This is a genomic window from Ruegeria sp. AL7 (assembly GCF_056536105.1).
In genome coordinates, this window is record NZ_JBQFJF010000001.1 from 1,396,113 (window position 1) to 1,419,598 (window position 23,486).

Annotated in this window: 20 protein-coding genes; 7 read left to right on the forward strand and 13 right to left on the reverse strand. The window is 57.9% G+C overall.

Going from position 1 to position 23,486, the window contains the following annotated elements; translation table 11 throughout:
- Window positions 1-9: 9 nt before the first annotated feature.
- Together ACR3E2_RS06995 and ACR3E2_RS07000 are read right to left on the reverse strand one after the other, a co-directional pair.
- Window positions 10-1,332 carry a PQQ-like beta-propeller repeat protein gene (locus ACR3E2_RS06995; protein ID WP_480480320.1) on the reverse strand — a complete coding sequence of 441 codons (1,323 nt, stop codon included), beginning with the start codon at window positions 1,330-1,332 and terminating at the stop codon, window positions 10-12.
- Between the two features lie 44 nt (window positions 1,333-1,376).
- Window positions 1,377-2,048, reverse strand: coding sequence for a hypothetical protein (locus tag ACR3E2_RS07000; RefSeq protein WP_480480318.1), 672 nt, complete (start codon window positions 2,046-2,048; stop codon window positions 1,377-1,379).
- Between the two features lie 225 nt (window positions 2,049-2,273).
- On the opposite strand from ACR3E2_RS07000, the gene ACR3E2_RS07005 reads away from it, so the two are divergent.
- Together ACR3E2_RS07005 and ACR3E2_RS07010 are read left to right on the forward strand one after the other, a co-directional pair.
- Window positions 2,274-3,500 carry an efflux RND transporter periplasmic adaptor subunit gene (locus ACR3E2_RS07005; protein WP_480480316.1) on the forward strand — a complete coding sequence of 409 codons (1,227 nt, stop codon included), beginning with the start codon at window positions 2,274-2,276 and terminating at the stop codon, window positions 3,498-3,500.
- Window positions 3,497-7,348 carry an efflux RND transporter permease subunit gene (locus tag ACR3E2_RS07010; protein ID WP_480480314.1) on the forward strand — a complete coding sequence of 1,284 codons (3,852 nt, stop codon included), beginning with the start codon at window positions 3,497-3,499 and terminating at the stop codon, window positions 7,346-7,348. The genes ACR3E2_RS07005 and ACR3E2_RS07010 overlap by 4 nt, the downstream gene beginning before the upstream one ends.
- A 43-nt stretch (window positions 7,349-7,391) precedes the next feature.
- Here ACR3E2_RS07010 and ACR3E2_RS07015 read toward each other — a convergent pair whose 3' ends face one another.
- Genes ACR3E2_RS07015 through ACR3E2_RS07025 form a run of 3 tightly spaced genes read right to left on the reverse strand, consistent with a single transcriptional unit; the run spans window position 7,392 to window position 11,113 of the window.
- Complete coding sequence (locus ACR3E2_RS07015) at window positions 7,392-7,805, reverse strand: DUF2147 domain-containing protein (RefSeq protein WP_480480312.1); 414 nt, start codon at window positions 7,803-7,805, stop codon at window positions 7,392-7,394.
- 43 nt (window positions 7,806-7,848) lie between these two features.
- Window positions 7,849-9,672: an ABCB family ABC transporter ATP-binding protein/permease gene (locus ACR3E2_RS07020; RefSeq protein ID WP_480480310.1), complete on the reverse strand. Its 1,824-nt coding sequence runs from the start codon at window positions 9,670-9,672 to the stop codon at window positions 7,849-7,851.
- A gap of 58 nt (window positions 9,673-9,730) precedes the next feature.
- Window positions 9,731-11,113 (reverse strand): LysM peptidoglycan-binding domain-containing protein, encoded by a 1,383-nt coding sequence (locus ACR3E2_RS07025; protein WP_480480308.1) that lies wholly within the window; start codon window positions 11,111-11,113, stop codon window positions 9,731-9,733.
- Between the two features lie 127 nt (window positions 11,114-11,240).
- On the opposite strand from ACR3E2_RS07025, the gene ACR3E2_RS07030 reads away from it, so the two are divergent.
- Window positions 11,241-11,792 carry an LOG family protein gene (locus tag ACR3E2_RS07030; protein WP_267366848.1) on the forward strand — a complete coding sequence of 184 codons (552 nt, stop codon included), beginning with the start codon at window positions 11,241-11,243 and terminating at the stop codon, window positions 11,790-11,792.
- 104 nt (window positions 11,793-11,896) lie between these two features.
- Here the strand turns inward: ACR3E2_RS07030 and ACR3E2_RS07035 are convergent, their stop codons facing one another.
- Window positions 11,897-12,775 carry a metallophosphoesterase gene (locus ACR3E2_RS07035; protein ID WP_480480305.1) on the reverse strand — a complete coding sequence of 293 codons (879 nt, stop codon included), beginning with the start codon at window positions 12,773-12,775 and terminating at the stop codon, window positions 11,897-11,899.
- 4 nt (window positions 12,776-12,779) lie between these two features.
- On the reverse strand, window positions 12,780-13,379 hold the full coding sequence (locus ACR3E2_RS07040) for a superoxide dismutase (protein ID WP_209503468.1): 600 nt from the start codon (window positions 13,377-13,379) through the stop codon (window positions 12,780-12,782).
- A gap of 100 nt (window positions 13,380-13,479) precedes the next feature.
- Between ACR3E2_RS07040 and ACR3E2_RS07045 the strand changes: the two genes are divergently transcribed.
- Window positions 13,480-14,235, forward strand: coding sequence for an FkbM family methyltransferase (locus ACR3E2_RS07045; protein ID WP_480480303.1), 756 nt, complete (start codon window positions 13,480-13,482; stop codon window positions 14,233-14,235).
- 71 nt (window positions 14,236-14,306) lie between these two features.
- Here the strand turns inward: ACR3E2_RS07045 and ACR3E2_RS07050 are convergent, their stop codons facing one another.
- The 6 genes from ACR3E2_RS07050 to ACR3E2_RS07075 all read right to left on the reverse strand — a co-directional run bounded on the left by ACR3E2_RS07050 (window position 14,307) and on the right by ACR3E2_RS07075 (window position 21,232).
- Window positions 14,307-14,759: a hypothetical protein gene (locus tag ACR3E2_RS07050; RefSeq protein WP_480492703.1), complete on the reverse strand. Its 453-nt coding sequence runs from the start codon at window positions 14,757-14,759 to the stop codon at window positions 14,307-14,309.
- A 7-nt stretch (window positions 14,760-14,766) separates the two neighbouring features.
- Window positions 14,767-15,243: a hypothetical protein gene (locus ACR3E2_RS07055; RefSeq protein ID WP_480492704.1), complete on the reverse strand. Its 477-nt coding sequence runs from the start codon at window positions 15,241-15,243 to the stop codon at window positions 14,767-14,769.
- A gap of 698 nt (window positions 15,244-15,941) precedes the next feature.
- Window positions 15,942-16,508, reverse strand: a complete 567-nt coding sequence (locus tag ACR3E2_RS07060; RefSeq protein WP_480480299.1) for a sarcosine oxidase subunit gamma — start codon at window positions 16,506-16,508, stop codon at window positions 15,942-15,944.
- A complete protein-coding gene (locus ACR3E2_RS07065) occupies window positions 16,501-19,515 on the reverse strand; it encodes a sarcosine oxidase subunit alpha family protein (RefSeq protein ID WP_480480297.1) in 3,015 nt (1,004 codons plus the stop codon). The genes ACR3E2_RS07060 and ACR3E2_RS07065 overlap by 8 nt, the downstream gene beginning before the upstream one ends.
- 67 nt (window positions 19,516-19,582) lie before the next feature.
- The gene (locus tag ACR3E2_RS07070; RefSeq protein ID WP_480473438.1) at window positions 19,583-19,912 is read right to left on the reverse strand and encodes a sarcosine oxidase subunit delta; all 330 of its coding nucleotides are present in this window, start codon (window positions 19,910-19,912) and stop codon (window positions 19,583-19,585) included.
- A 75-nt stretch (window positions 19,913-19,987) separates the two neighbouring features.
- Window positions 19,988-21,232 (reverse strand): sarcosine oxidase subunit beta family protein, encoded by a 1,245-nt coding sequence (locus ACR3E2_RS07075; protein WP_480480295.1) that lies wholly within the window; start codon window positions 21,230-21,232, stop codon window positions 19,988-19,990.
- Window positions 21,233-21,408: 176 nt separating this feature from the next.
- On the opposite strand from ACR3E2_RS07075, the gene ccmI reads away from it, so the two are divergent.
- The 3 genes from ccmI to ACR3E2_RS07090 are packed head-to-tail and all read left to right on the forward strand — an operon-like array spanning window position 21,409 to window position 23,342.
- Complete coding sequence (gene ccmI, locus ACR3E2_RS07080; protein WP_480480293.1) at window positions 21,409-22,629, forward strand: c-type cytochrome biogenesis protein CcmI; 1,221 nt, start codon at window positions 21,409-21,411, stop codon at window positions 22,627-22,629.
- On the forward strand, window positions 22,626-23,090 hold the full coding sequence (gene ruvX, locus ACR3E2_RS07085; RefSeq protein ID WP_267365234.1) for a Holliday junction resolvase RuvX: 465 nt from the start codon (window positions 22,626-22,628) through the stop codon (window positions 23,088-23,090). Before ccmI ends, ruvX begins: the two co-directional genes overlap by 4 nt.
- 18 nt (window positions 23,091-23,108) lie before the next feature.
- Complete coding sequence (locus ACR3E2_RS07090) at window positions 23,109-23,342, forward strand: DUF1289 domain-containing protein (protein ID WP_209503450.1); 234 nt, start codon at window positions 23,109-23,111, stop codon at window positions 23,340-23,342.
- Window positions 23,343-23,486: the final 144 nt, after the last annotated feature.

Consider the following 23,486-nt stretch of genomic DNA (forward strand, 5'->3'; position numbering starts at 1 on the left):
ATCTTGCCGTCAACGGAAAGCGTGTAGATCACCTTTGGTCGAAACAACATACAGCGTCTGCCCGGCCACAACGGGGGATGCTGTCGCGCCTCCGGGAACTTCAGCCTGATGTACCAGTGTTCCGTCAACTGGATTGAAGAACCGCAGATACCCGTCGTTGGATGCAACGACAATACGACCCCCGGCCAGAATTGGGCCGTAGTGCGCGAAGATCGGTCCCCGGCGGCCACGCTTGTCCTTGACAAAGCCCGGCAGGTCCTGCGCCCATATGACAGACCCGCCCGCCGCGTTCAGACGCACCAGCTGGCTGCGATCACTGATCAGGAAAATGCTGTTGCCCGCAGGCCAGACTGTATCGACCGCACCTTCATCCGCCGTCCACTGGCGCTCACCGGAAGCGGCATCAAATGCGACGGTCCGGCCCGAGTGATTGCCGATGTAGATACTGTTGCCAACAACCATCGGACCGCCGGTCACATCGACGATTTGTGCCGCAGCGCGCCCGCGACGCCCCCCTGCCACAGACGCGTTCCATCGACGGATACCGCCGCGGCGGAACGTGGCGGCTACGTCGCCCGAGCCAAAGGCAAATACGGCCAGATCAGACGCAATTGCAGGCGCAGGCGCACCCAGAACGTTCCCGACGCTTGGTGTGCCTTCGAATTGCCAGGCTATGCGTCCGTCCTTGGTGTTTACAGCCCAGCCGGTTTCGTCTCCGGCCACAACGTATAACAGCCCGTCGTTCACCAGCGGAGCGCCGCTGCCAGTCGCTTCCAAGCGTTTTTGCCAGCGCACAGAACCCGATTTGGCGTCCAGCGCAGTCAGCCGACCGAACCCTGACGACACATAAAGGACGCCGTCAGCATAAGCCAAGCCACCACCTGTTGCATCCGAGTCGCCATCACTTGGCGGGATCAGGTCGGTCTCCCATGCCAACTGCCCCTGCGGTGTGACCGCTGAAACGGTCGCCTCCGAATCCAGTGTAAAAATCAATCCTCCCGCAACCACCGGCTCGGCGGTAATGCGCTGCTTGCGCGAGTCACCCTGCCCGATCGAAACAGACCAGATCCGCTGTGGCGTCGCGCGCAAGGCGGCATGCGTGGTCCGGTACGCGGGCGTTCCCGGACTTTGGGACCAGCTGGCGTTGACCTGTTGCCCCGGCAGGCTGATCGGTTGCGAGCCGCGCTTTTCGACCGTTTCAAGATCTGAAACAGGGCGAATATCCTCGCGTTCACCGGGCAGAATGGCTTCGGGCGGTTCACAGGCCGCCAATGCGATCAGGGCCAGCGCCGCAAAAGGCATTCCCGTGCGGGAAAAAAATCTTTTTACCATGATACTCCGAACTCGCCTGTCGTTAAGTCTTTTGTCCCGCCTGGTCAGCCTTGCTGCGCCACCAATGGTTCAGGTTCCCCACCCAAAGCAATGATCATTTGCGCGGCGCGCTGTTGCAGGTCGATACCCACCTCGGCATCCTGCCGCAGCGCCTGCAACCGGTCCAGCGCAGCATCGACATTGCCGTCGGCCACGTCAATCAGGGCCAACTGTTCTTCCGCCAGCAGCCGCAGAGGAGCTCCGGGGGATGCCAACGCCTCGAACTGTTGCCGTCGATCGGCGGCAGGCAAGGTGTCACCCTGCAAAAGCAGCGATTTGAAGCTTGCAATCGCGCGGTAAATCTCGGGCAGGTCGCCCTGTACGGCCACCGCGTTCAGGCTGTTGACCGCGTCCTCTCGGGATCCGGATTCGACCTGTGACGCGGACAGCAACATATCCAGCACGGCTTTCCCGCCCGGTGACATCGCCTCTGCCTGCGCAAGACCTGCAGCCCTTGCAGCCGGGTCATTTTCGGACAACGCAGCAAGAATGGTGTCACCCAATTGCTGAGCTTGCGCCGTGTCCCGCGCCTTGCGGTATTCATTGAAAGCGGCACCGCCTACGATCAACACGACGGCGACGACACCCACCCAGCCCCAGCGGCGCAGCAACAGATAGATCCGGTCGCGGCGCACCTCTTCGGTGACCTCATCAATGAAACTGTCAATATCGCTCATCCAAGCCCCCGGGCTGTCTATCTTGTATAAGTGCGCCATGTCATACCCCGGCACCAACGCCAAGCCAAGGGTCCGATTTTGCACATTTTGACCGCTTTGCTTCCCTCTTGCGAAAAAATGCAAACCGAACTATTCAGTTCAGTATGGAAAAGATGCCGAACAGACCCCATTTCATGGCGTGACAGCCCAAGTATTAATGGCGCAGATTCTTAGGAGAAACACTGTATGCGTTTGATTTCATTCATCAACGCCCTTCTCGTGATTGTTGCACTGTATTTTCTGGTGTTTGAACGTGACACCTTGTTCGCCTTTGCCGGACGCGGTGATGCCGTGGAAGCAACACAAGACGAAGCAGCGGAAACCGATAACTCCGATATCTCTGCAGTGGGTGTTGTCGCCCTGCGCTCGCAAGCGCGTGAAATTGACAGCGCCGTGCTGCTGCGCGGTCAGACCAAGGCAAACCGGCAGGTCGAAGTACTTTCGGAAACCACGTCCACCGTTATCTCTGAACCTAAACGTAAAGGTGCGTTTGTTGAGGCGGGCGATATATTATGCGAGCTTGATCCCGGCACGCGCCCGGCACAACTGGCCGAAGCCATGGCGGGCAAACTGGAAGCCCAGAGCCGCATACCCGAAGCCGAAGCACGCCTGACAGAGGCACATGCGCTTGTTGCCGAGGCCGAGATCAATCTGACAGCCTCGCGCAAACTGGCTGAAACCGGCTATGCGTCGGAAACCCGTCGCATCTCCAGCGAAGCGGTGATGAGCTCAGCGGAAGCCGGTGTGAAAACAGCCGAAGCCGGACTGGAAGCCACGCGTGCAGGCATCGAAGCAGCCGCGGCAGCAGTCGAGGCCGCACAGCGAGAGGTTGGCCGCCTGACCATCAAAGCCCCCTTCAAGGGCTTGCTGGAAAGCGACACTGCAGAACTGGGAAGCCTGATGCAGCCTGGATCACTTTGCGCGACTGTCATTCAACTGGACCCGATCAAGCTGGTCGGCTTCGTACCCGAGACCGAAGTCAATCGGGTGCTTGTTGGGTCCGAAGCATCGGCAACACTTGTGACCGGTCGGCAACTGGGCGGTCGGGTCACGTTCCTGAGCCGGTCCGCGGACGAGACAACACGTACATTCGAGGTGGAAATCACCGTTCCGAACCCCGACTTGACCATTCGCGACGGTCAGACGGCGACAATCAGCATCGCCGCCGAGGGCGCGAAAGCCCACCTGCTGCCGCAATCGGCGCTGACTCTTAGCAACGAAGGGCAATTGGGTGTGCGCACAGTTGGCGCAGGCAACGTTGTTGACTTCATGCCAGTCCGCATCCTGCGCGACACCGCCGAAGGTGTCTGGATCGACGGTCTTCCGGAAACGGTTGATATCATCGTGGTCGGGCAGGAATTCGTGATCCGCGGTGTTACCGTTGCACCAACTTATCGGGAAGCCTCGCAATGACGGGTATCGTCGCATGGGCCGCAGGCAGGGCCCGAATGGTTATGGCGTTCATCGCCATTTCACTGGTCGTAGGCGGCTTAGCCTATGTCTCGCTTCCGAAAGAGGGTGAACCGGATATCGAAATCCCTGCCCTTTTCGTTTCGGTGCAGTTTCCCGGAATTTCAGCAGAAGACTCGGAAAACCTTTTGGTCAAGCCGATGGAGACCGAGCTGGCGGATCTCGACGGGCTCAAGGAAATGACGTCGACTGCGGCCGAAGGCTATGCCGGGGTCGCGCTGGAGTTTGAATTCGGCTGGGACAAGACCTCGATCATGGCGGACGTGCGCGATGCCATGAACACGGCCCAGGCTGATTTCCCTGAAGGTGCGGAACAATACTCGCTGACGGAAATCAACTTTTCCGAATTCCCGATCGTCATCGTCAACCTGACCGGAGCTGTTCCGGAACGCACAATGGCCCGTGTCGCCAAGGATTTGCAGGACGAGCTTGAGGCGCTGGATTCCGTTCTCGAAGCGGGTATCGCGGGCAATCGTGACGAGTTGCTTGAGGTCATCATCGACCCCCTGCGGCTTGAGGCGTACAACGTGACCGCGGCCGAGTTGATCAATGTCGTGCGAAACAACAACCAGTTGATCGCAGCGGGCGAAGTCGAAACCGCACAGGGTACATTCTCGGTCAAGATCCCATCGTCATTCAAAACGGCGCAGGATGTCTATGCCTTGCCGGTCAAGGTCAATGGCGACCGGGTTGTAACGCTGGGTGAGCTTGCACAGATCAACTACACTTTTGAAGATCGCGAAGGTACCGCCCGTTTCAACGGCGAAGCGACCGTCGCGCTGCAGGTTGTCAAACGCAAGGGATATAACCTGATCGACACCGTAACGCAGGTGAAGGAAACCATTGCTGAGGCCAAGACAAAATGGCCGCCCGAGCTTCAGGCGGCGGTCGAGCTTGGGACGTCAAACGACCAGAGCCGCATTGTCGGTTCAATGGTCAGCCAGCTTGAAGGCTCGGTTCTGACTGCAATCGCCCTGGTGATGATCGTGGTTCTGGCATCTTTGGGTACGAGGGCCGCGCTTTTGGTCGGTTTTGCGATCCCGACCTCGTTCCTTCTGTGTTTCGCGTTTCTTGCGGTCATGGGCATCAGTATCTCGAACATCGTTATGTTCGGCCTCATCCTGGCCGTGGGGATGCTGGTCGACGGTGCCATCGTGGTGGTGGAATACGCAGACAAACGCATCAAGGAAGGTGTCGGCCCGATGCATGCCTATGTCGAGGCGGCCCAACGTATGTTCTGGCCCATCGTATCCTCGACCGCGACGACGCTATGTGCCTTTCTGCCCATGCTGTTCTGGCCCGGTATTCCGGGTGAATTCATGGGGATGCTGCCGGTCACGCTGATCTTTGTTCTGTCGGCTTCGCTGATTGTGGCGCTGATCTACCTGCCGGTCATGGGAGGCGTTTCGGGGCGTCTGAGCCGCGTTTTTGACCGGTCTTCGAATTGGCTCCGGGCGCGTACCCGGTGGTGGGTTCGGGCGGTGATGGTGCCCCCGTCGCTCTACATGATTTTCCTTGGCGCAATGCAGGTTCTGAACCCTGACTATCTGCTGCCCGGAGGAGTGGTCGCCGGTGCCCTGCTGTTCCTGTTCGGGGCCTTTGCCGGGTCTGTAACGCTGAGCGCGGCCAAGTTCGAACGAGCGGAAGAAGACCACGTCCACACCGCTGACGAACACACACCTTTCGGACATGTGATCGGGTTCCTTGTCGGCAACCCGATCATGCCGATCGTGTCGCTGGCGGCGGTTTTCTCTGCCGTGTATTTCGTGACCTTCGTCTGGTTCCCACAGGAATCCCGAGGTGTCGAATTCTTCGTTGAAAGCGAACCGGAACAGGCAACTGCTTATGTCCGCGCCCGTGGCAACCTGTCACTGGCCGAAAAAGACGAAATGGTGCTGCAGGCCGAACAGATCATTGGATCTCATCCGGCAGTAATCAACGTCTTTTCCTTTGCGGGCGAAGGCGGTCTGAACCAGAACACCGGCGGCGCGCAGGCACCGGCCGATACGGTGGGGCGCGTCCAGTTCGAAATTATCCCATGGGAAGATCGCCCGAACGTTTCGGAATCCGCTTTGTGGGGATTGTTTGAGCGCCACTTTGTGGCACCCGAATATGATGGCGATTACGTAATCGACGATCTTAACGACAAACTTGCGACAATACCCGGTATCGTTGTTGAAATCCTGGCATTGGAACAGGGCCCGGCCTCGGCCAAGCCCGTTCACCTGCGCATCAAGGGGGATGGTTGGGACGAGCTTACATCGGCCACCGTCACCGCGCGCCAGGTCTTTGACGAAACGCCGGGGCTGATCAAAACCGAAGACACCCTGCCCTTGCCGGGCATCGACTGGCAGATCGACGTCGACGTGGCCAAGGCCGGCCGGTTCGGTGCTGATGTGGCCACCGTCGGTGCCATGGTGCAGCTGGTGACACGCGGCATCCTGCTGGGTGAGATGCGCCCCGACAGCACAGATGAAGAGATCGAGATCCGTGTCCGATTGCCGGAAGAGGATCGCGTGCTGTCAACATTGGACACGCTCAAGGTCCGCACGCCGGACGGGTTGGTTCCGCTGTCGAACTTCGTGACCCGGGAACCCGTGGCCAAACTGGCCCAGATCAACCGTGTCGACCAGCAACGTTATTACGATGTGAAGGCCGATGTAATTGACGGAATTCAGATCCTTCAGATGATCCCACTTGATGAAGATGGCGAACCAGTAGAGAACGGAGCGCTCGACGTTGGTTTCGGTTACGAGGTCACTGATGAAGGAGCTGGAAATGGTGAAGCGTACAACGTCACCATGATACAACCCAGATCTTTCCCGTTCTCGCTTTTTTGGAGTCCACAGGTACTTCGGTACAATGTTCCAGAAGTCACCCAATCGATTGATATCTCAACTGTTCAAAGCCAGATAGATGCCGAGAAGGCCACAGTGCAACTCGTCCCGATGAACGCGAACGAGCGGATCGAGAAGCTAACGCAGTGGCTGAACACGGACCCGTTCCCCACCTCAATCAGTTGGGAATGGACCGGGGATCAGGAAGAGCAGGCTGAATCCGGCGCATTTCTGGTGAACGCCTTCATGGGCGCATTGGGGCTGATGTTCGTGATCCTGCTGGCCCAGTTCAACTCGTTCTACAATTCGGTGCTGGTGCTGTTGGCGGTTGTTCTTTCGACCACCGGGGTGCTGATCGGCATGATCGTGATGGAGCAACCCTTTTCGATCATCATGACCGGCACCGGCATCGTTGCGCTGGCAGGAATTGTGGTGAACAACAACATTGTTCTGATCGATACCTATCAGGAATACAGCGCCTATATGCCAAGGATCGATGCAATCGTCCGCACTGCGGAATCGCGTATCCGCCCGGTTTTGCTGACCACGTTGACGACTATGGCAGGTCTGACCCCGATGATGTTTGGGCTTTCGCTGGACTTCATCAATGGCGGCTATTCCATCGACAGTCCCACCGCCCTGTGGTGGAAACAGCTGGCCACAGCGGTTGTCTTTGGTCTTGGCATCGCCACTGTTCTCACGCTGATCGTGACGCCGTCGCTTCTGGCACTGCGTGTCTGGGTGACAACTTACGCAGTCTGGCTCAGTCGCGGGCTTGCCCGTGTGACTGCGGGGCGGTCCAGTCAGATCGCGCAGGATATGGCTATTGGTCGCTCGGCTCGCAAACTACAGGCGACCGAGATTGTGTGGGATGAGCCGTCACAATCCGAGACCCGGCCGCGAGACGAGCCTATAGATCAGGTTCCGGGATCGCCGCTAAAAGCTGCAGAATAAGGATGAAAGGACCGGGATTCCCGGTCCTTTTCGTTTTCTGCCGTCACAGTCGGGACCAGGTCTGGTGCGCGCAAATCGCATGTTCACAGCCTTTGACCATGAGCTTGTCACCTTGCAACGTCATCTGTGGAACAGCATCAACGTCGATCAGGGGAACCCAGAACTCACCCCCGCCGTATTTTCCACCGCCTTCGCTGGACACATCCCAGAACAGCTTTTTCCCGATATTCGGCGTTTGAACTTCTTTGCCCGATGAATCAAAAGCCGAAAGTATCGTGCCGCAGAACTTGTCCGCGCAGGCGGATATCTTGATGTGCGAGATCAGGTTCTTGCGATCAGGCTCGGTCTTCCAAACGCCCTCGATCGGGTCAGCTGCTACCATAGCCGGAAGAAGAACCACGACCGCTATAGGTAACAATCGTCTTGCTAAACCATTGATCATGGCGTCCACCTTCATTCACGGCGCATCCTAGCACATCCCGCGGGGCAAGATGAGCCCCTCAGGCGGCCTCACTGTCCGACTGCTGGCGGTTCCACAGTTGAGCATATCGCCCGGACAGCGCCAACAGCTCGTCATGTGTGCCCTGTTCGATGATCTCACCGGCCTCAAGAACAACAATCCGATCCGCCTCGGCAATCGTGCTGAGGCGATGGGCAATCGTGATCACGGTCCGCCCTTCTCCTGCGTGCGCCAGCGCATCCTTGATGTCCTGTTCCGTATCGGTATCCAGGGCCGAGGTCGCCTCGTCCAGCAACAGGATCGGAGGGTTCTTCAGCAATGTCCGCGCTATGCCAACCCGTTGCTTTTCGCCGCCGGACAGTTTCAGGCCGCGTTCACCCACCATGGTGTCGTATCCGTCGGGCAGCGATGAGATGAAGTCATGAATCTGGGCGGCGCGGGCTGCGGCCTCGACGTCCTCCGGGGTGGCATCGTCGCGCCCATACGCAATGTTGTAGCGAATGGTGTCGTTAAACAGCACCGTGTCCTGCGGCACAACGCCAATGGCCGCGTGCAGGCTGGTCTGGGTCACATTCCGCACATCCTGCCCGTCGATCTTCAGCGCGCCTTTGGTCACGTCGTAAAACCGAAACAACAGCCGCCCGATGGTCGACTTGCCAGACCCAGTCGCCCCGACGATTGCGACCGTCTGTCCGGCCGGAACCATCAAGGAAACACCCTTGAGGATTTCCCTTTCGGGGTCATACCCAAAATGCACATCTTCAAGTGTGACCTCACCACCTTTGACCGCAAGGTCGGGTGCATCGGGCTGATCGGTGACTTCGGCAGGTTGTTCGAGCAGATCAAACATCTGCCCCATATCAACCAGCGATTGCCGGATCTCGCGATAGACCGTCCCCAGAAAGTTCAGCGGTACGGTGATCTGGATCATGTAGGCGTTGACCATGACAAAATCGCCCACGGTCAGGTTCCCATTCTGAACGCCAATTGCGGCCAGAACCATGACTCCGATCAGGCCGCAGGTGATCAGGAAGGATTGGCCAAAATTCAGAAACGCCAGCGAATAGGCCGTTTTCAGCGCCGCGCCGGCATAGGCTTTCATCGACACGTCGTAACGTGCAGCTTCGCGGGCTTCCGCGTTGAAATACTTGACGGTTTCGAAGTTCAGCAAACTGTCAATGGCGCGCTGATTGGCTTCGGTGTCCTGATCGTTCATCTCACGCCGCAGCTTTACCCGCCATTCGGTCACCGCGAAGGTGAACCAGATATAAAGGCCGATGGTGACGGCGACGACCACCAGATACCAGACGTCGAACAACCACATCAGGATGATCGCAACCAACAACAGCTCAAGGATCAGCGGCCCGATCGAGAACAGCAGGAAGCGCAGCAGGAATTCAACGCCTTTGACGCCCCTCTCGATGATACGGCTCAACCCGCCGGTGCGGCGCGAGACGTGATAACGCATGGAAAGGTTATGGATATGTCTGAACGTCTCCAGTGCCAGCGCCCGCAAGGCCCGCTGTCCAACAGGGGCAAAGGCGGCGTCCCGCAATTGCTGGAACCCAACTGTCATCATGCGCGCCACGCCGTAGGCAACCGTCACGCCCACTGCGCCCAGCGCCAGCGGCGGCACGCCTTCACCTGCCAACGAGTCAACGGCGCCTTTGTAAAGGATCGGGGTATAGACCGCGATCAGTTTGGCCAGAACCAGCATCGCCATTGCGATAACCACGCGGCGCTTTACCCAAACCTCGTCCTGCGGCCAAAGGTAGGGCGCAACCTTGCGGATCGTCCGCCAGCCTGAACTGCGCTCGCCGCTCTGCACCCCGTCACTCGAGGCCATCGGAGATGTTCGTCTCATCACGTACCTTGTCTGCGGTCAGAGAAAGGCTCTGGCCCGCAAAGGGCCAGCGCGTTGATTATTCCGGTATCATAAAGATTTGCCCCGGATAGATCAGATCCGGGTCGCGGATCAAGTCGCGGTTGGCTTCGAACAGGCGCACATACAGGATGCCATCGCCAAAGCGGTCACGCGAGATCGCCCACAGCGTGTCGCCCCGCTGCACAGTGACCGACCGAATTGCCGGGGCATTGTCCTGCGCGGCCGTTCCGTCACCGCCACCTGATGCTGCTTCCAAAACTTCCACAGGCTCGCGTTTGAAGGGGGTTTCGACCCGGCTGAGGACCTTCCCGTCCGTGTTCACCGCGTCAACACGCAACGTGTAAACACCGGGGTCGATACCGTCCAGATCACTCCGCCAGGATCCATCCTGTTCCGGAGCAAGATCGGCAACCAGACGATTGTCCAGATACACCCTGATGGCCGCCCCGTCCTGTACTCGCCCGGTCAACTGGACATCACCGGTTTCGGAATACCCGATGGTATCCAGCGCGACCTGTTCCGGCGGGGTATCCCGAACCACGGGCGGTTGCACGAGTTCAACGCCTTCTTCGCCCGACCGCAGTACCGCGATCTGCTGACCCGTTTCAGATGTCTCTGCCGACTGGTCGGCAACCTGCGCTTCGCTGACTTCTGGCGCGGTCGCCACAGGGTCTGATGTTTCGGTCTCAGCTGGGGTTTCGGTCTCTGGATCGACAACCGCCGAGGCTATCTGTTCTTCAGCTTCGGTTGTTTCGCCCTGATCGGCAGCATCAGTTTGCTGCGCAACCGGCTCTTCCTCGACCGGCTTCGGCAGAGCGGCGATCAGATAGTCGTCAGACCGGGTTGTTTGCCCGCCGCTTTTGCTGCGCAGGATTAGCCCCTGCGCGGCATCGCTGAAGGGGATCGAGACGAACTCGGCGAACTGCCCGCTGCTGTCCACCGTGAATGTGTGCACGGTTTCACCGTTCAACAGAACCTCAATCTGACTGCCCGGTTCGGCGTCACCTGACAAAAGCGCCGTTCCGTCTGCTTCAACAAAAATCTGATCCAAAACCGGGGGGGCCGTGGGTGCCTGTACATTCTCTTCCGATTGGGCCGTTGTGGTATCTGTGTCTGAAACAACATCTGTTGCCGCAGCCGTGTCTTCGGCGGGATCAGCGGTTGGTACCTCATCCGGTGTCACGGCGGCCTGCTCAGCTGGTTCTGTTGTGGTAGTTTCCGCAGGCGCTTCGGCCGCTTGTTCCTGCGGTTGCGTAGCTGCAACAGACACGGGTTCCTGCGGTGCACCCGCCTCAGGCTCTGGCGCTTTGGTGAAAGCGCCGGACAGATACAAACCCCCAACACCCAGCACGGCAACCAGACCCGCAATCACACCCCAGACAAAATTGCCCGAGCTTCCGTTTCCCGATTTGGCGTCCATTGTTTTCCTTTCACCCCGCCGTACAAAAGCTTTGTCTTCAAAAGCCTTCCAGCGGACAGTTGAGCCAATCTATCAATCCCGCTATCAGGGGTCAAAACCTCTGACACAACCCCGGAGCGTCTCTTTCATGTCTCAGAAATCCGTCTGTGTGTATTGCGGGTCACGCAATGGGGCCGAGAAAGCTTATTCTGAAACCGCACGACAGTTTGGCAGCCTGCTTGCGCAGGAAGGCTGGCGGCTGGTTTACGGTGCCGGAGATGTCGGGCTGATGGGCGAAGTCGCCCGGGCCGCGCAACAAGCCGGTGGCGAGACCTTTGGTGTCATTCCGGTGCATCTGGTCAAACGAGAGGTCGGCAAGACCGACCTGACCCATTTCGTGATCACCGAAACCATGCACGAGCGGAAAAAGGTCATGATCATGAATGCTGACGCCGTCGTTGTTCTGCCCGGCGGGCCGGGATCACTGGACGAGCTTTTTGAAGCGCTGACCTGGCGGCAGCTGGGCCTGCACGACAAACCCATCGTCATCGTCAATGTGAACGGCTATTGGGATGCGTTGAAAACCCTGTTGCATCAGGTGATCGGGCAAGGCTTTGCAGATCGATCACTGGGTGACTTTGTCATTTGGGCTGAAGATGCAGAAACAGCAATGACGGCCCTGCGCGATAAGCTGCGGTAAGCCCGGCAGGTCGCGAAAGTGTCTGACCGAACGCAGCTGTGCATCGTTGCCGCACATATGCGGGCAAGACATTGGGCTGGTCGATTTGGTGAAGCCTCAGGTCTTTAGGCAGACAGTTCGATAACCGTGATCTCGGGGGTTACACCAAATCGAACCGGAAGGATGGAACATCCAATGCCGCCGGACACAACCAGATCACGCCCGCCTTCGCGCACATGCCCATAGGCATATCTGTTGCCGTATTTGGAGGGCACGATCGGCGACCAGCCAAACAGACGAATCTGACCGCCATGCGTATGACCGGATAGCGTCAAAGCCACCCTGTCGGGCACTTGAGGGAAGATGTCGGGCTCATGCGCCATCATCACAACCGGGGCATCATCGGTGATTTGCGCCAGTGTCCCCGACAGATCATCCAGCCCCTGCGGTTTACCGTTGCGCCAGATCGCAAGCTGGTCTTCAAGACCCGCCAACCAGAAACCAAGAGCTTCTAGCTTGATGGCGGTATTCGACAAAACCGTAATTCCGCTCTGCTCCAGCGCATCGACATATTGGTTGGGGCCAGCACCACGGCGCTGCGCCTGCCGGTCATCCCACCAGTCGTGATTGCCAAGTACAGCAAAGACACCGTTCTTGGCCTCAAGGTTGGCAAGAACCGGTGCCAGATCTTTCATTTCGACAGGACGCAAAACGCCTTTGTGGCTTGCGAAGAAATCACCCAGCAGCAGGATCATATCCGGCGCAAGCGCATTCGTACGCCGTACCACCTGTTTTATTCGGTCCAGCCCGACCAAAGGTTCGCCCAGATGCAAATCTGCCAGTACGGCAATCCTGAGCGGCGGCGCAGTCCAATCCTCCCGCCGGACGCGCCATTTTCGCACGCGCAGCCGCAGGGCGGGTTCGATGAAAAACCCGTAGACTGATGTGATTAGGCCTGCCAGCGTCACCGCCAGCAGGCCCTTGATAAACCGGCGTCGGTTCAATGACTTACATCCGCGACGCGACGTTTTCCCAGTTCACCAGATTGTCGAGGAAGTTCGACAGATAAGCCGGACGCTTGTTGCGGAAGTCGATGTAGTATGAGTGTTCCCAAACGTCACAACCCAGCAGCGCAGTCTGACCAAAGCAAAGCGGGTTCACGCCGTTTTCAGTCTTGGTCACGGTCAGCGAGCCGTCAGCATTCTTGACCAGCCACGCCCAGCCCGAGCCGAACTGACCGGCACCAGCGGCGCTGAACTGCGATTTGAATTCATCAACCGAACCAAAGCTTTCGGTCAGAGCTTTCTCAAGCTCACCGGGCATGGCGTTATCGCCGGGGCCCATCATTTCCCAGAACTGGTTGTGGTTCCACAGCTGGCTGATGTTGTTGAAGATACCGTTCTGCGCGACGGCATTTGCGTCGTAGGTGCCAACGATGATCTCTTCCAGCGACTTGCCGTCCCATTCGGTGCCGGCGATCAGTTTATTGCCATTGTCGACATAGGCTTTGTGGTGCAGATCGTGGTGATATTCCAGTGTTTCCGCGGACATACCCTTGGCTGCCAGCGCGTCATGTGCATAAGGAAGATCAGGAAGTTCAAAAGCCATGTCGGCCCCCTGTTTAAATTTGAGTTGCGGTTCCCAAGGTTAAATGCTTTGGCAGCCGCCGCAGGTCAAGGGCCGAGACAAGAAAACCCGGAGGCAGGCGATGCTGACACAGGCGCGCAAGATGTTCTACCGCGCCCGCGGTTACTATGCGGGCAACCTGAACGGCGAGCCATTTCGTCTGGACCCTTATCATTCAAAGTTCTGGCGTAAAGCCTCCACTGGCCAGTGGGAGCCTGAAACCTTTGCCGTGATGGACCAGTATCTCTCGCCTGAAAGCGATTACTTGGATATCGGCGCATGGATCGGGCCCACAGTTCTTTATGGTGCGCGTAAGGCACGCCATGTCTGGTGCTTTGAGCCAGATCCTTCGGCCTATCGATTTCTGGCGTGGAATCTGGACCTGAACCAGATCAGGAATGTCTCAGCCTTCGGGGTCGCTTTGTCTGACAAGTTCGGCGTGGCCCGCATGGCGTCGGTCTGGGGTGAGCCCGGGGATTCGACCACATCCCTGCTGCACAATGAAGCCCATGGGAATGACGCGCTGACGATTACATGGGAGCAGTTCCAGTCGACCTGTGATCTGTCGAAGGTTTCACTGGTCAAAATGGACATTGAAGGGGCGGAGTTTTTTGTACTTCCCACGCTAATACCCTGGCTCAAACAGCATCGTCCCCCATTGCTGCTGTCAACACATGCGCCACTACTGAATGAGGAAGACCGAGCCGACAGAATGAAGCATCTGGCCGACCTATTGTCGTTTTACGATACATGCCAGCGGGAAGGTGCTGCGTCAGATCACTCGATGACGGATGAGGGTGCCTTGACCCGCTTCCAGACCTATCTTTTCACGTCCTAGTACGATCAGAAACAGCTGTCTGCGGATTGGGAAGAACGCGCGAAACGCTCCCCCCTTCCGCGATCCGAATATCAGTATAGCGTGTGGGTATTGACCGCTTTGCAGCGTCCGACACCGCTTGGCCGGTTAGTTACATTCGCCTGCGGAAAACGCGCAATCATCTCGAACTCATTCGTTTGCGGGTTCATCATTGCGGTGTAGGACACACGCACTTGACCGCCCGAGTTCGCCATGAGGCTGACCCGCCAATTCATCTGGTATTCACCGCGTCGGTTGACCTTGAACTTGGTGTCCTTGGGTTGCTGTTCGTTCCTACCCGCCGATCTGTTGTCTTCGCCGATCACCCAATCATAAGCCCGAGCACGCTTGTTTTCAGCATCAACACTCAGCCAAACCTCGGGCGGGATCCACCCCCGAGCTTCCATACTATGAAGCTCACACATATAGTTCGCAACTTCGGCTTGCGCGGCAGCGGCCAATACAGAAAAACCAATAGCAAGAAATTTTCTTTTCATTTTCAGCACCTTTTTGTCAACTGGATGGTGTGGGTATCTGTTTGCATTTTCCTCGGGCAAAACCATCTCGCGGCAGGTACGCACTGTGTGAGGTTGATCGTGTGGTCGCCTTCAAAGTTCGGCGGTCCAGAAACACTGTGAACTCGTGATTGAGTAGATCGATCGCGTCAATACGCGACTCGTTCGACGCGTAGCTTCTGCCAGTCGCAGAATAGACATAGTCTCGACCGACCCAGGCAACCGACAAGTTTCGAATACTGTCGCGCTTGACCCTGGCTGGTCCTGGCTGTGTATCGATATCTGGCATCTCGATCTCATGGATATAGGCGGAACGACCATATTCATCGACCGAAAACACAAGGAATTCGGGAGTCGGTTTGTTGACAAGGCCATGGCCAAACTTGCACTCATACGTCTCTGTAAAGGTTTGAGAAGCTGAAACAACAGGTGTGGACAACAGTCCAAGCGTCAATGCAAATGCTATCTTTTTCAAAGTATTACTCCGCTCTTTCCTTACCTTTGGAATGGTATCTCAACGCAGATCCCGTTTGCGTTTCCGTCATGTGAAGATTGTACATCCGAATTCGAGCTGGCTATTGCCTTCATTGTTTCGCGATTCAGGAAAATCGAAAACTCTTGGCGCCCTAAATCAAGAACCATCCTGCGAGGGTCACCGCTTCTGGTTCGTCTGCCAGTTCGTGAAAACGTATAGGCGTCGCCCGGCCAACTGATCGAAAGTACCCGAAAGCTGTTTCTGTTGATAGAAGCCGATCTTTTCGGCGTGTCTATACCCCGCATTTCAACTTCGTGGAGCAACGCCTGGCGCCCGTACACGTCAACTGAAAAAACAACGCGGGTCGGAGTTGGCCGATTTGCCAGGCCTTTGGCAAAAACACACTCAAATGTCTCTGAATAAGTCTCGGCTATGGTCACACTAGGTATAGTTGAAATAGCAATTAAGCCGCTTGCGATTAGTCTAAAGAAATTCATAATAAAGTTCTTATTTTTCAGCCTTTTGGTGATCGTTAGCCCAATCACACCGCTCCCGCAACAGGAGAAATCGCGCAACGAAATTCTCGACAGACCCTGTTGTGTGTCCACACTCAAATCGCTTTGCAGCAGCACAAAATTCGATGGCCGCCTGTCCAGGACGAGGCGGCCATCGAATAAAACGTCAGATGTGTAGACAGGTCAGTAAACGCCAACCTCACTGCCCGGTTGCGCCGCAACCTTCAGCAGTTTGAAAACGTAATCCGCAGCCGAACGGAAGCAGACCACGCGGAAAGTTTCGGCATCGTCCATCCAGAACGCACCTGCCACTTGCGCCAGGCGCGAACGGCGGATTTGGCCGAGTTGGAAGGCCTCGGCCGACAGATCAACCGGAGCGACTTTGCCCAACACTTCTCGTGCGCTGGCGCCTGATATTGTGAAGACCGCGCGGGCATCCGAGACGTTGACGGCCAGTGCGTGAGTTTTTCCCAAAGCTTTGATAATTGCGGCCAGTTTGGCCTCGACCTCGGCATAAGGGACCAGCACCAGCAGCTCGTCCGGTGACATCCAGCATACGCCGGTATCTCCGCTGACCAGCGCCTCGCGCTGACCGGGTACGTTCTGCCCAGTCGCGTCCTTGACGGCCTTGGCGAGGCTTTTGTCGGACAAGTCACCGCGCAGGGTGATCATGCCTTGCAGGCCACATTCCCTGACATTAGCGATGCCATCATAGCTGGCGTGGTTCAATGCGCTGATAGGTTCAGACATTCTGCTTCTCCCCGTCCTTATCGAAGAAGATCGGGTCCACGATCTTGGCTTTGTAGGTTTTGCCGTCCGTGCCCGGGAACTCGACGATTTCACCCATCCGGTCCGGGCCGTGCTTGATCAGGCCCATAGCGATCCCTTTACCGAGGTTGGCCGAGTAATAGGTCGAGGTCACACGCCCGATCATGTTGCGCTGACCGTTGGCATTCACACCCTCACCGACCGCATAGGCACCGTCCGGCAAAACTGATCCATCCACAGTCTCCAAACCGACCAATTTCCAGCGTTCTGGATCGGCCATGTGAGTCCGTGAATGGGCGCGTTTACCGAGGTAGTCCCCTTTCTTTTTCGACAGCGCCCAGTGCAGCCCAAGATCCTGCGGGATCACGGTGCCGTCGGTCTCGTCGCCGATCATGATAAAGCCCTTCTCGGCCCGAAGAATGTGCAGACATTCTGTGCCATAAGGCATCACACCGAATTCCTTGCCTGCCTCCACCAGGGCGTCCCAGAACGCCTGACCCTGCGAGGCAGGAACGGCGATTTCGTAGGACAACTCGCCCGAGAACGAGATGCGATAGGCGCGGCAGTCGAACGCGCCGATCTTGCCATCGCGCCATTCCATGAAGGGCAGCGCCTCGCGGCTGACATCCATGCCGCCCAGCTTTTCAAGAACCTTACGGGCATTGGGGCCGACTACAGCGACCTGAGCATATTGCTCGGTCACGTTGGCGACATAGACTTTCCAGTCCCACCATTCGGTTTGTAGCCATTCTTCCATGTGACCATGGATACGCTCGGCCCCGCCGGTGGTGGTGTGGCACAGCCAGGTGTCCTCATCTATGCGGGCGACAACACCGTCGTCGATCAGAAAGCCGTTTTCCGAGCACATCAGGCCATAGCGGCATTTTCCGACCTTCAGCGTGGACATCATGTTGGTGTACAACATGTCCAGAAACTTGCCTGCGTCAGGGCCTTTGACGATCAGCTTGCCCAACGTCGAGGCGTCCAGCAGGCCAAGGTTTTCGCGGGTGTTCTTCACCTCACGGTTCACGGCGTCATGCACGGATTCACCGGGACGGACATAGGCGTAGGTCCGGCGCCAGTGGCCGACCGGCTCCCAATCGGCGCCGTTCTTGTCGTGCCAGTTGTGCATTGGTGTCTGTCGGATCGGCTGGAACACTTCACCCCGCGCTTCACCGCCGATCGCGCCCATCGAGATGGGTGTATAAGGCGGGCGGAAGGTCGTGGTGCCGACCTTCGGGATTTCGGACTCCAACGCATCAGCAAGAATTGCCAAGCCATTGATGTTGCTCAACTTACCCTGATCCGTCGCCATACCAAGTGTGGTGTAACGCTTGGTGTGCTCAACGCTCTCATAGCCCTCGCGCGCAGCCAGTTGGACGTCCGAGACTTTGACGTCATTCTGGAAGTCGAGCCAGGATTTCATGCGCAGCTGGATTTCTGCGTTTACTGGCATCAGCCAGACAGCCTCCATAGGAGCTTCTGCAGTGGTTTCGCCAACAGGAGCCTTGATGTTTTTCGGCTTGAAACCTGCGGCCTTGGCTGCGGCTTTTCCCGCCGTGTGGGCGTCGGTCAGAACATCGCCCAGCGCCAACGCACCATTCGATGCCCCGGCGGCCAGAACAAAGCCCTCACCGTTTGCGCCCAGCGGCGGGCGCGAGGGATCGGGGCGGAAAAAGGCATTCGCGTCATCCCAGGTCAGCTTGCCACCGCAATGAGACCACATATGAACGACCGGCGACCAGCCGCCCGACATGGCCACTGCATCTGCTTCAACCTCTTCACGTGCGCCGCCAACACCTTCCTGGTTGCAGATGGCGACTTTTTTGACGCGCTTGCCGCCCTTGACCTTGGCAATGGCCTTGCCCGGATCAACGCGGATCCCCAACTGGCGGGCTTCCTCTGCCAAAGGTCCAGCCGTTGCCCGTGCGTCAACAATACGCAAAACATCCACACCCGCTTGCTTCAGCGTAATCGCGGTGCGATAGGCGTCGTCATTGTTGGTGGCGACGATGACACGCTCGCCCGGGGTGACACCCCAGTTCACGGCATAATCGCGCATAGCAGAAGCCAGCATCACACCCGGAACATCGTTACCAGCAAAGGACAACGGGCGTTCAATTGCGCCGGTTGCAGTCACAATTTGCTTGGCACGGATACGCCAGAGGCGGTGGCGCGGGCCTTGCACGCCCGGCGTGTGGTCTGTCAGGCGTTCATAGCCCAGCACGTAACCATGGTCATATACGCCCGCACCCATGCAGCGGGAGCGCATGGTGACGTTGTCCATTGTTTCGAGTTCGGAAACCAATTGCTCCACGAACTTATCCACAGGCTCATCATTGACCGTGCCACCGTCAACCGGAGCGCGACCGCCCCAATGTGCGCTCTGCTCAATCAGCAGAACCTTGGCACCCGAAGCTGCCGCCGCCTTTGCCGACTGTAGGCCAGCCACACCGCCACCGATGACCAGAACATCGGTGAAGGCATAGAAGTGCTCATAGGTATCGGCATCGCGGCTGTCCTTGTCGGGCGCTTTGCCCAGACCGGCAGACTGACGGATGAACGGCTCGTAGACGTGCTTCCAGAACGGTTTGGGGTGGATGAACGTCTTGTAGTAGAAGCCAGCCGGCAGGAACCGGGCGAATGCCGTATTCACCGCGCCGATGTCGTGTTCAAGGCTTGGCCAATGGTTTTGCGAAATCGCAGTCAGGCCGTTGAACAGCTCGGTCGTGGTGGCGCGCTGGTTCGGTTCAAACCGGTTGCCCTGCCCCAGCCCGACCAGAGCGTTTGGTTCTTCCGCACCGCTGGCGACAACGCCGCGGGGGCGGTGGTATTTGAACGACCGGCCCATCATCATCTGATCGTTGGCCAGCAGCGCCGAGGCAAGCGTGTCGCCCTCATAGCCCTGCATCGACGTGCCGTTGAAGGTAAACGTGACCTTTTTCGACCGGTCAATCAGCCGGCCTTGTTTTGCGAGACGGGTGCTCATTGTGCGGACCTTTCGCGGGTGGAGGCGTCTGAGCCTCCGGCGGGAGTATTTGTGAAAAGATGAAGCATCAGGAGAACTCTCTCCAGGTCCATCCAGGGCGCTTTGCGGCGATGGCCTCTTTGATGTCCTGCGGTGGCTCGGAGGTCTGAGCCGTGTAAGTGCCGAACACTTCTAGCGTGCTTGTGCAGCGCGCCGCGTGAAACCACTTGCCACAGCCATTGGCATGGCGCCAACGTTCAAAGTGCACGCCTTTGGGGTTTTCGCGCATGAACAGGTAGTCGTGGAACTCGTCATCCGACGAGCCGGGACCAAAACGCTTCAGATGCGCCTCGCCACCGGCGGCCAGTTCTGTTTCTTCGGCATCAACGCCGCAGTAAGGGCAATTCAGGATCAGCATGTTGTCATCCTTTTGGCGGTTGGTTGGCGCAGCGGCCAACCAGAATTCTGTTTCTTGGCAACCTCGGACCCACCTTCAGTGGGCCACCCCGGCGGCCACGCTTTCGTCGATGAAGCGGCCTTCCTTGAAGCGGTCCAGCGAGAAGGCCTCGGTCAAAGGTGAATGACCTGTGGCCATCAGCTGCGCCATGCCCCAGCCCGAGCCCGGGATTGCCTTAAAGCCGCCGGTGCCCCAGCCCCCATTGATAAAGCAGCCCTGCAGCGGAGTTTTCGACAGGATAGGCGAGCGGTCACCGGTCATGTCCACAATCCCACCCCACTGGCGCAGCATCTTCAGGCGCGAGATCATCGGGAAGGTTTCGACCAAGGCGCGGACGGTTTCCTCGATATGATGGAAGCTGCCACGTTGGGTGAAGTTGTTGAACCCGTCGGTACCACCACCGATCACCATCTCACCCTTGTCAGACTGCGACATGTAGCCGTGAACGGTGTTGGCCATCACGACCACGTCCATGCAGGGTTTGATGGGTTCGGATACCAGTGCCTGCAATGCGACGGCCTCCAGCGGGAGACGGAAACCAGCCATCTCGGCCAGTTGACCGGAGTGGCCCGCAACGACGATACCCAGCTTGTCACAATCGATGGCACCCTTGGTGGTGTCTACACCGACGACACGGCCATCCTGCGATCGGACACCCGTGACCTCGCATTGTTGGATGATATCCATACCCATCGCTGAACAGGCGCGCGCATAGCCCCACGCGACGGCATCATGACGGGCGGTACCACCGCGTTCCTGCCAGAGCCCACCCAGAACCGGATAACGGGGGCCGTCCAGATTGATAATAGGTACCAGTTCCTTGACACGTTCAGGCCCGATCCATTCAGTCTTCACACCTTGAAGGGCGTTTGCATGGGCCGTGCGCTGATAGCCGCGAATTTCATGCTGGGTCTGCGCCAGCATGATAACACCACGCGGGCTGAACATGATGTTGTAGTTCAGATCCTGGCTCAGGTCCTCATAAAGGCCGCGTGCTTTCTCGTAGATCGCAGCCGAAGGATCCTGCAGGTAGTTTGAGCGGATGATCGTTGTGTTTCGACCCGTGTTACCACCACCCAGCCAGCCTTTTTCGATCACCGCGACATTCTGAATGCCGTAGTTCTTGCCAAGGTAATACGCGGTCGCAAGACCATGCCCGCCAGCACCGATGATGATGACGTCATAACGTTTCTTTGGCTCGGGCGAACGCCAGGCGCGTTCCCATCCGGTGTGATAGCGCAGGGCCTCCCGCGCGACAGCAAAGGCTGAGTAGTGTTTCATAAGCGAATCCATCCGGTTCGGTGATTGCGCGCAGATATGCCGCGCGGCGACAGTTTAACCGCGCCGCGCAACGCCGCAATATCGCACTATTGCGACATGTCGTTCATTCGCGGCCATTTGTCCCTTTTGTCGGACGCCCCACAGGTCTAAGTCAGGGCAGTATCTTCGGAGGGGCCATGACGTTCTGGGTTCTGATTTTTCTTGTCGCGCTTCTGATTGCGGCATTTCTGAGCTTCACATTGCTGCGCAAACGCCGCGGGGATGAGCCTGCGGCGGCGTACGATCTGCGGGTGTATCGCGAACAGCTGACCGGTGTGGACCGGGATCTGGCGCGCGGCGTGATTGGTGAGGCAGATGCGGAACGGGTCCGCACCGAAATCTCCCGACGAATTCTTGCCGCTGACGAACAGATGAAAAAGGGTGGCTCGGGTGCCGGACCATCACGGACCGTCTCGATTGTGACAATCCCGGTTGTCATGCTGATCATCATCGGGGGCGCGATGGCGATGTATCATCGTATTGGTGCCGTCGGGTTGCCCGACATGCCCCTGACCGCGAGGCTGGAACTGGCCGAGGAGGTGCGCGCCAATCGTCCGTCCCAGAGCGCCGCAGAAGAACTGGCAACCCCAGCTCAAGCGGCGCAGCTTGACGAAAATTACGCGTCCCTTCTCAAGCAGTTGCGAGAGACCGTTGCGGCCCGCCCGGATGATTTGCAGGGGCAGATGCTTTTGGCGCAGCATGAGACCAATTCAGGGAACTTCAAGGACGGATATTCCGCGCAACAAAGGGTGATCGAACTGTCGGGCGACGCAGCCACAGCCGAGCATTACGCGGATTTTGCCGAGATGATGATCCTGGCTGCGGGTGGATATGTGTCGCCCGAAGCTGAACAGGCCCTTGCCGAAGCTTTGAAACGCGATCCTCATCACGGTCCGGCCCGGTATTATTGGGGGCAAATGCTGGTTCAGACCGGACGACCAGACCTTGCCTACCGCATTTGGGTTGAAACGCTGAGGGAAGCCCCAACAGGCGCACCATGGGCAGGCGCGATCCGGGATCAGATAGGTGAGTTGGCCTTTCGGGCAGGGGTTTTCAACGCACCGGACCTGAGCGCTCCGTCCGGCCCAAGTCGCGAAGACATGGCCGCAGCAGCGGAAATGAGCCCCGAGGAACGGCAGCAGATGATTCAGGGAATGGTGGATCAGTTGTCCGACCGCCTGGCGACAGAAGGCGGCGCGCCGGAAGAATGGGCTCGTTTGATCGCCGCACTGGGTGTTCTGGGTCAGGGCCAACGGGCCATGGATATCCACAATGAGGCGCTGGAGGTGTTTGCCGGAAACACCGAGGCCTTGCAGATCATTGATGCCGCAGCCCTGCAAGCAGGGATTGCGAAATGATCCACGACGTTTTCGAAGACTTCGCCAAGGCGCTGCCCCCGATGCAAGCGCTGATTGGGCTGGATCTGGGCGAAAAGACCATCGGTGTCGCAGTTTCCGACCGGATGCGGGGCGTGGCCAGCCCGTTGGAGACTGTAAGGCGCAAGAAATTCACACTCGATTCCGCCCGGTTGATTGAAATTGCTACGGATCGCGAGATTGGCGGCATTCTGTTGGGTCTTCCCAAAAACATGGATGGCACAGAGGGGCCGCGCTGCCAATCTACGCGGGCATTTGCGCGAAACCTGTCCCGTCTGACGGAATTACCTATCGGATTCTGGGATGAACGGCTGAGTACGGTTGCGGCAGAAAAAGCACTGCTTGAGGCGGATACGTCACGAAAACGTCGCGGACAGGTTATTGATCACGTTGCAGCAGGTTATATCTTGCAGGGAGCGCTGGACAGGCTGCGCTTTTTGTAACAGGTCGGAGACCGATCGATGACGAACATGGTTTGGAAGCGCAATGAGGTCGAAAGCCCTTGTGTCCAGATTTGTGTTGTCCATCCAGCCGAGCGTATCTGCACCGGATGTTACCGCACGATTGACGAGATCTCTCGCTGGTCCAGGATGGACAGCAGTGAACGCGCTGAAATCATGAACGACCTGCCGTCTCGTAAACCGCGGCTCAGCAAGCGGCGCGGCGGGCGTGCCGCTCGCATGAATGGCTCCTGACCGATCAGCGTAGACGTTTTGATGACATTTCTGCCGGCTGTGTGACCCGTCTCGGGATAGGTGCGTTCGGCGCGGTGCCCCGTAATTCTTTCTGAAACAGAAGCGCAATCTCGGATTGGCTGGTTTTGGACCGCCGATCAAAAT

Bases quoted from the DNA above. Each gene is read 5' to 3' on its own strand.
- ACR3E2_RS07090 (WP_209503450.1), top strand. From the start codon at position 23,109: ATGACGAACATGGTTTGGAAGCGCAATGAGGTCGAAAGCCCTTGTGTC.
- ACR3E2_RS07065 (WP_480480297.1), bottom strand. From the start codon at position 19,515: ATGAGCACCCGTCTCGCAAAACAAGGCCGGCTGATTGACCGGTCGAAA.
- ACR3E2_RS07010 (WP_480480314.1), top strand. From the start codon at position 3,497: ATGACGGGTATCGTCGCATGGGCCGCAGGCAGGGCCCGAATGGTTATG.
- ACR3E2_RS07005 (WP_480480316.1), top strand. From the start codon at position 2,274: ATGCGTTTGATTTCATTCATCAACGCCCTTCTCGTGATTGTTGCACTG.
- ACR3E2_RS07030 (WP_267366848.1), top strand. From the start codon at position 11,241: ATGTCTCAGAAATCCGTCTGTGTGTATTGCGGGTCACGCAATGGGGCC.
- ACR3E2_RS07060 (WP_480480299.1), bottom strand. From the start codon at position 16,508: ATGTCTGAACCTATCAGCGCATTGAACCACGCCAGCTATGATGGCATC.
- ACR3E2_RS07015 (WP_480480312.1), bottom strand. From the start codon at position 7,805: ATGAAGGTGGACGCCATGATCAATGGTTTAGCAAGACGATTGTTACCT.
- ACR3E2_RS07045 (WP_480480303.1), top strand. From the start codon at position 13,480: ATGCTGACACAGGCGCGCAAGATGTTCTACCGCGCCCGCGGTTACTAT.
- ruvX (WP_267365234.1), top strand. From the start codon at position 22,626: ATGATCCACGACGTTTTCGAAGACTTCGCCAAGGCGCTGCCCCCGATG.
- ACR3E2_RS07020 (WP_480480310.1), bottom strand. From the start codon at position 9,672: ATGAGACGAACATCTCCGATGGCCTCGAGTGACGGGGTGCAGAGCGGC.
- ACR3E2_RS07025 (WP_480480308.1), bottom strand. From the start codon at position 11,113: ATGGACGCCAAATCGGGAAACGGAAGCTCGGGCAATTTTGTCTGGGGT.
- ACR3E2_RS07000 (WP_480480318.1), bottom strand. From the start codon at position 2,048: ATGAGCGATATTGACAGTTTCATTGATGAGGTCACCGAAGAGGTGCGC.
- ACR3E2_RS07070 (WP_480473438.1), bottom strand. From the start codon at position 19,912: ATGCTGATCCTGAATTGCCCTTACTGCGGCGTTGATGCCGAAGAAACA.
- ACR3E2_RS07075 (WP_480480295.1), bottom strand. From the start codon at position 21,232: ATGAAACACTACTCAGCCTTTGCTGTCGCGCGGGAGGCCCTGCGCTAT.
- ACR3E2_RS07040 (WP_209503468.1), bottom strand. From the start codon at position 13,379: ATGGCTTTTGAACTTCCTGATCTTCCTTATGCACATGACGCGCTGGCA.
- ACR3E2_RS06995 (WP_480480320.1), bottom strand. From the start codon at position 1,332: ATGGTAAAAAGATTTTTTTCCCGCACGGGAATGCCTTTTGCGGCGCTG.
- ccmI (WP_480480293.1), top strand. From the start codon at position 21,409: ATGACGTTCTGGGTTCTGATTTTTCTTGTCGCGCTTCTGATTGCGGCA.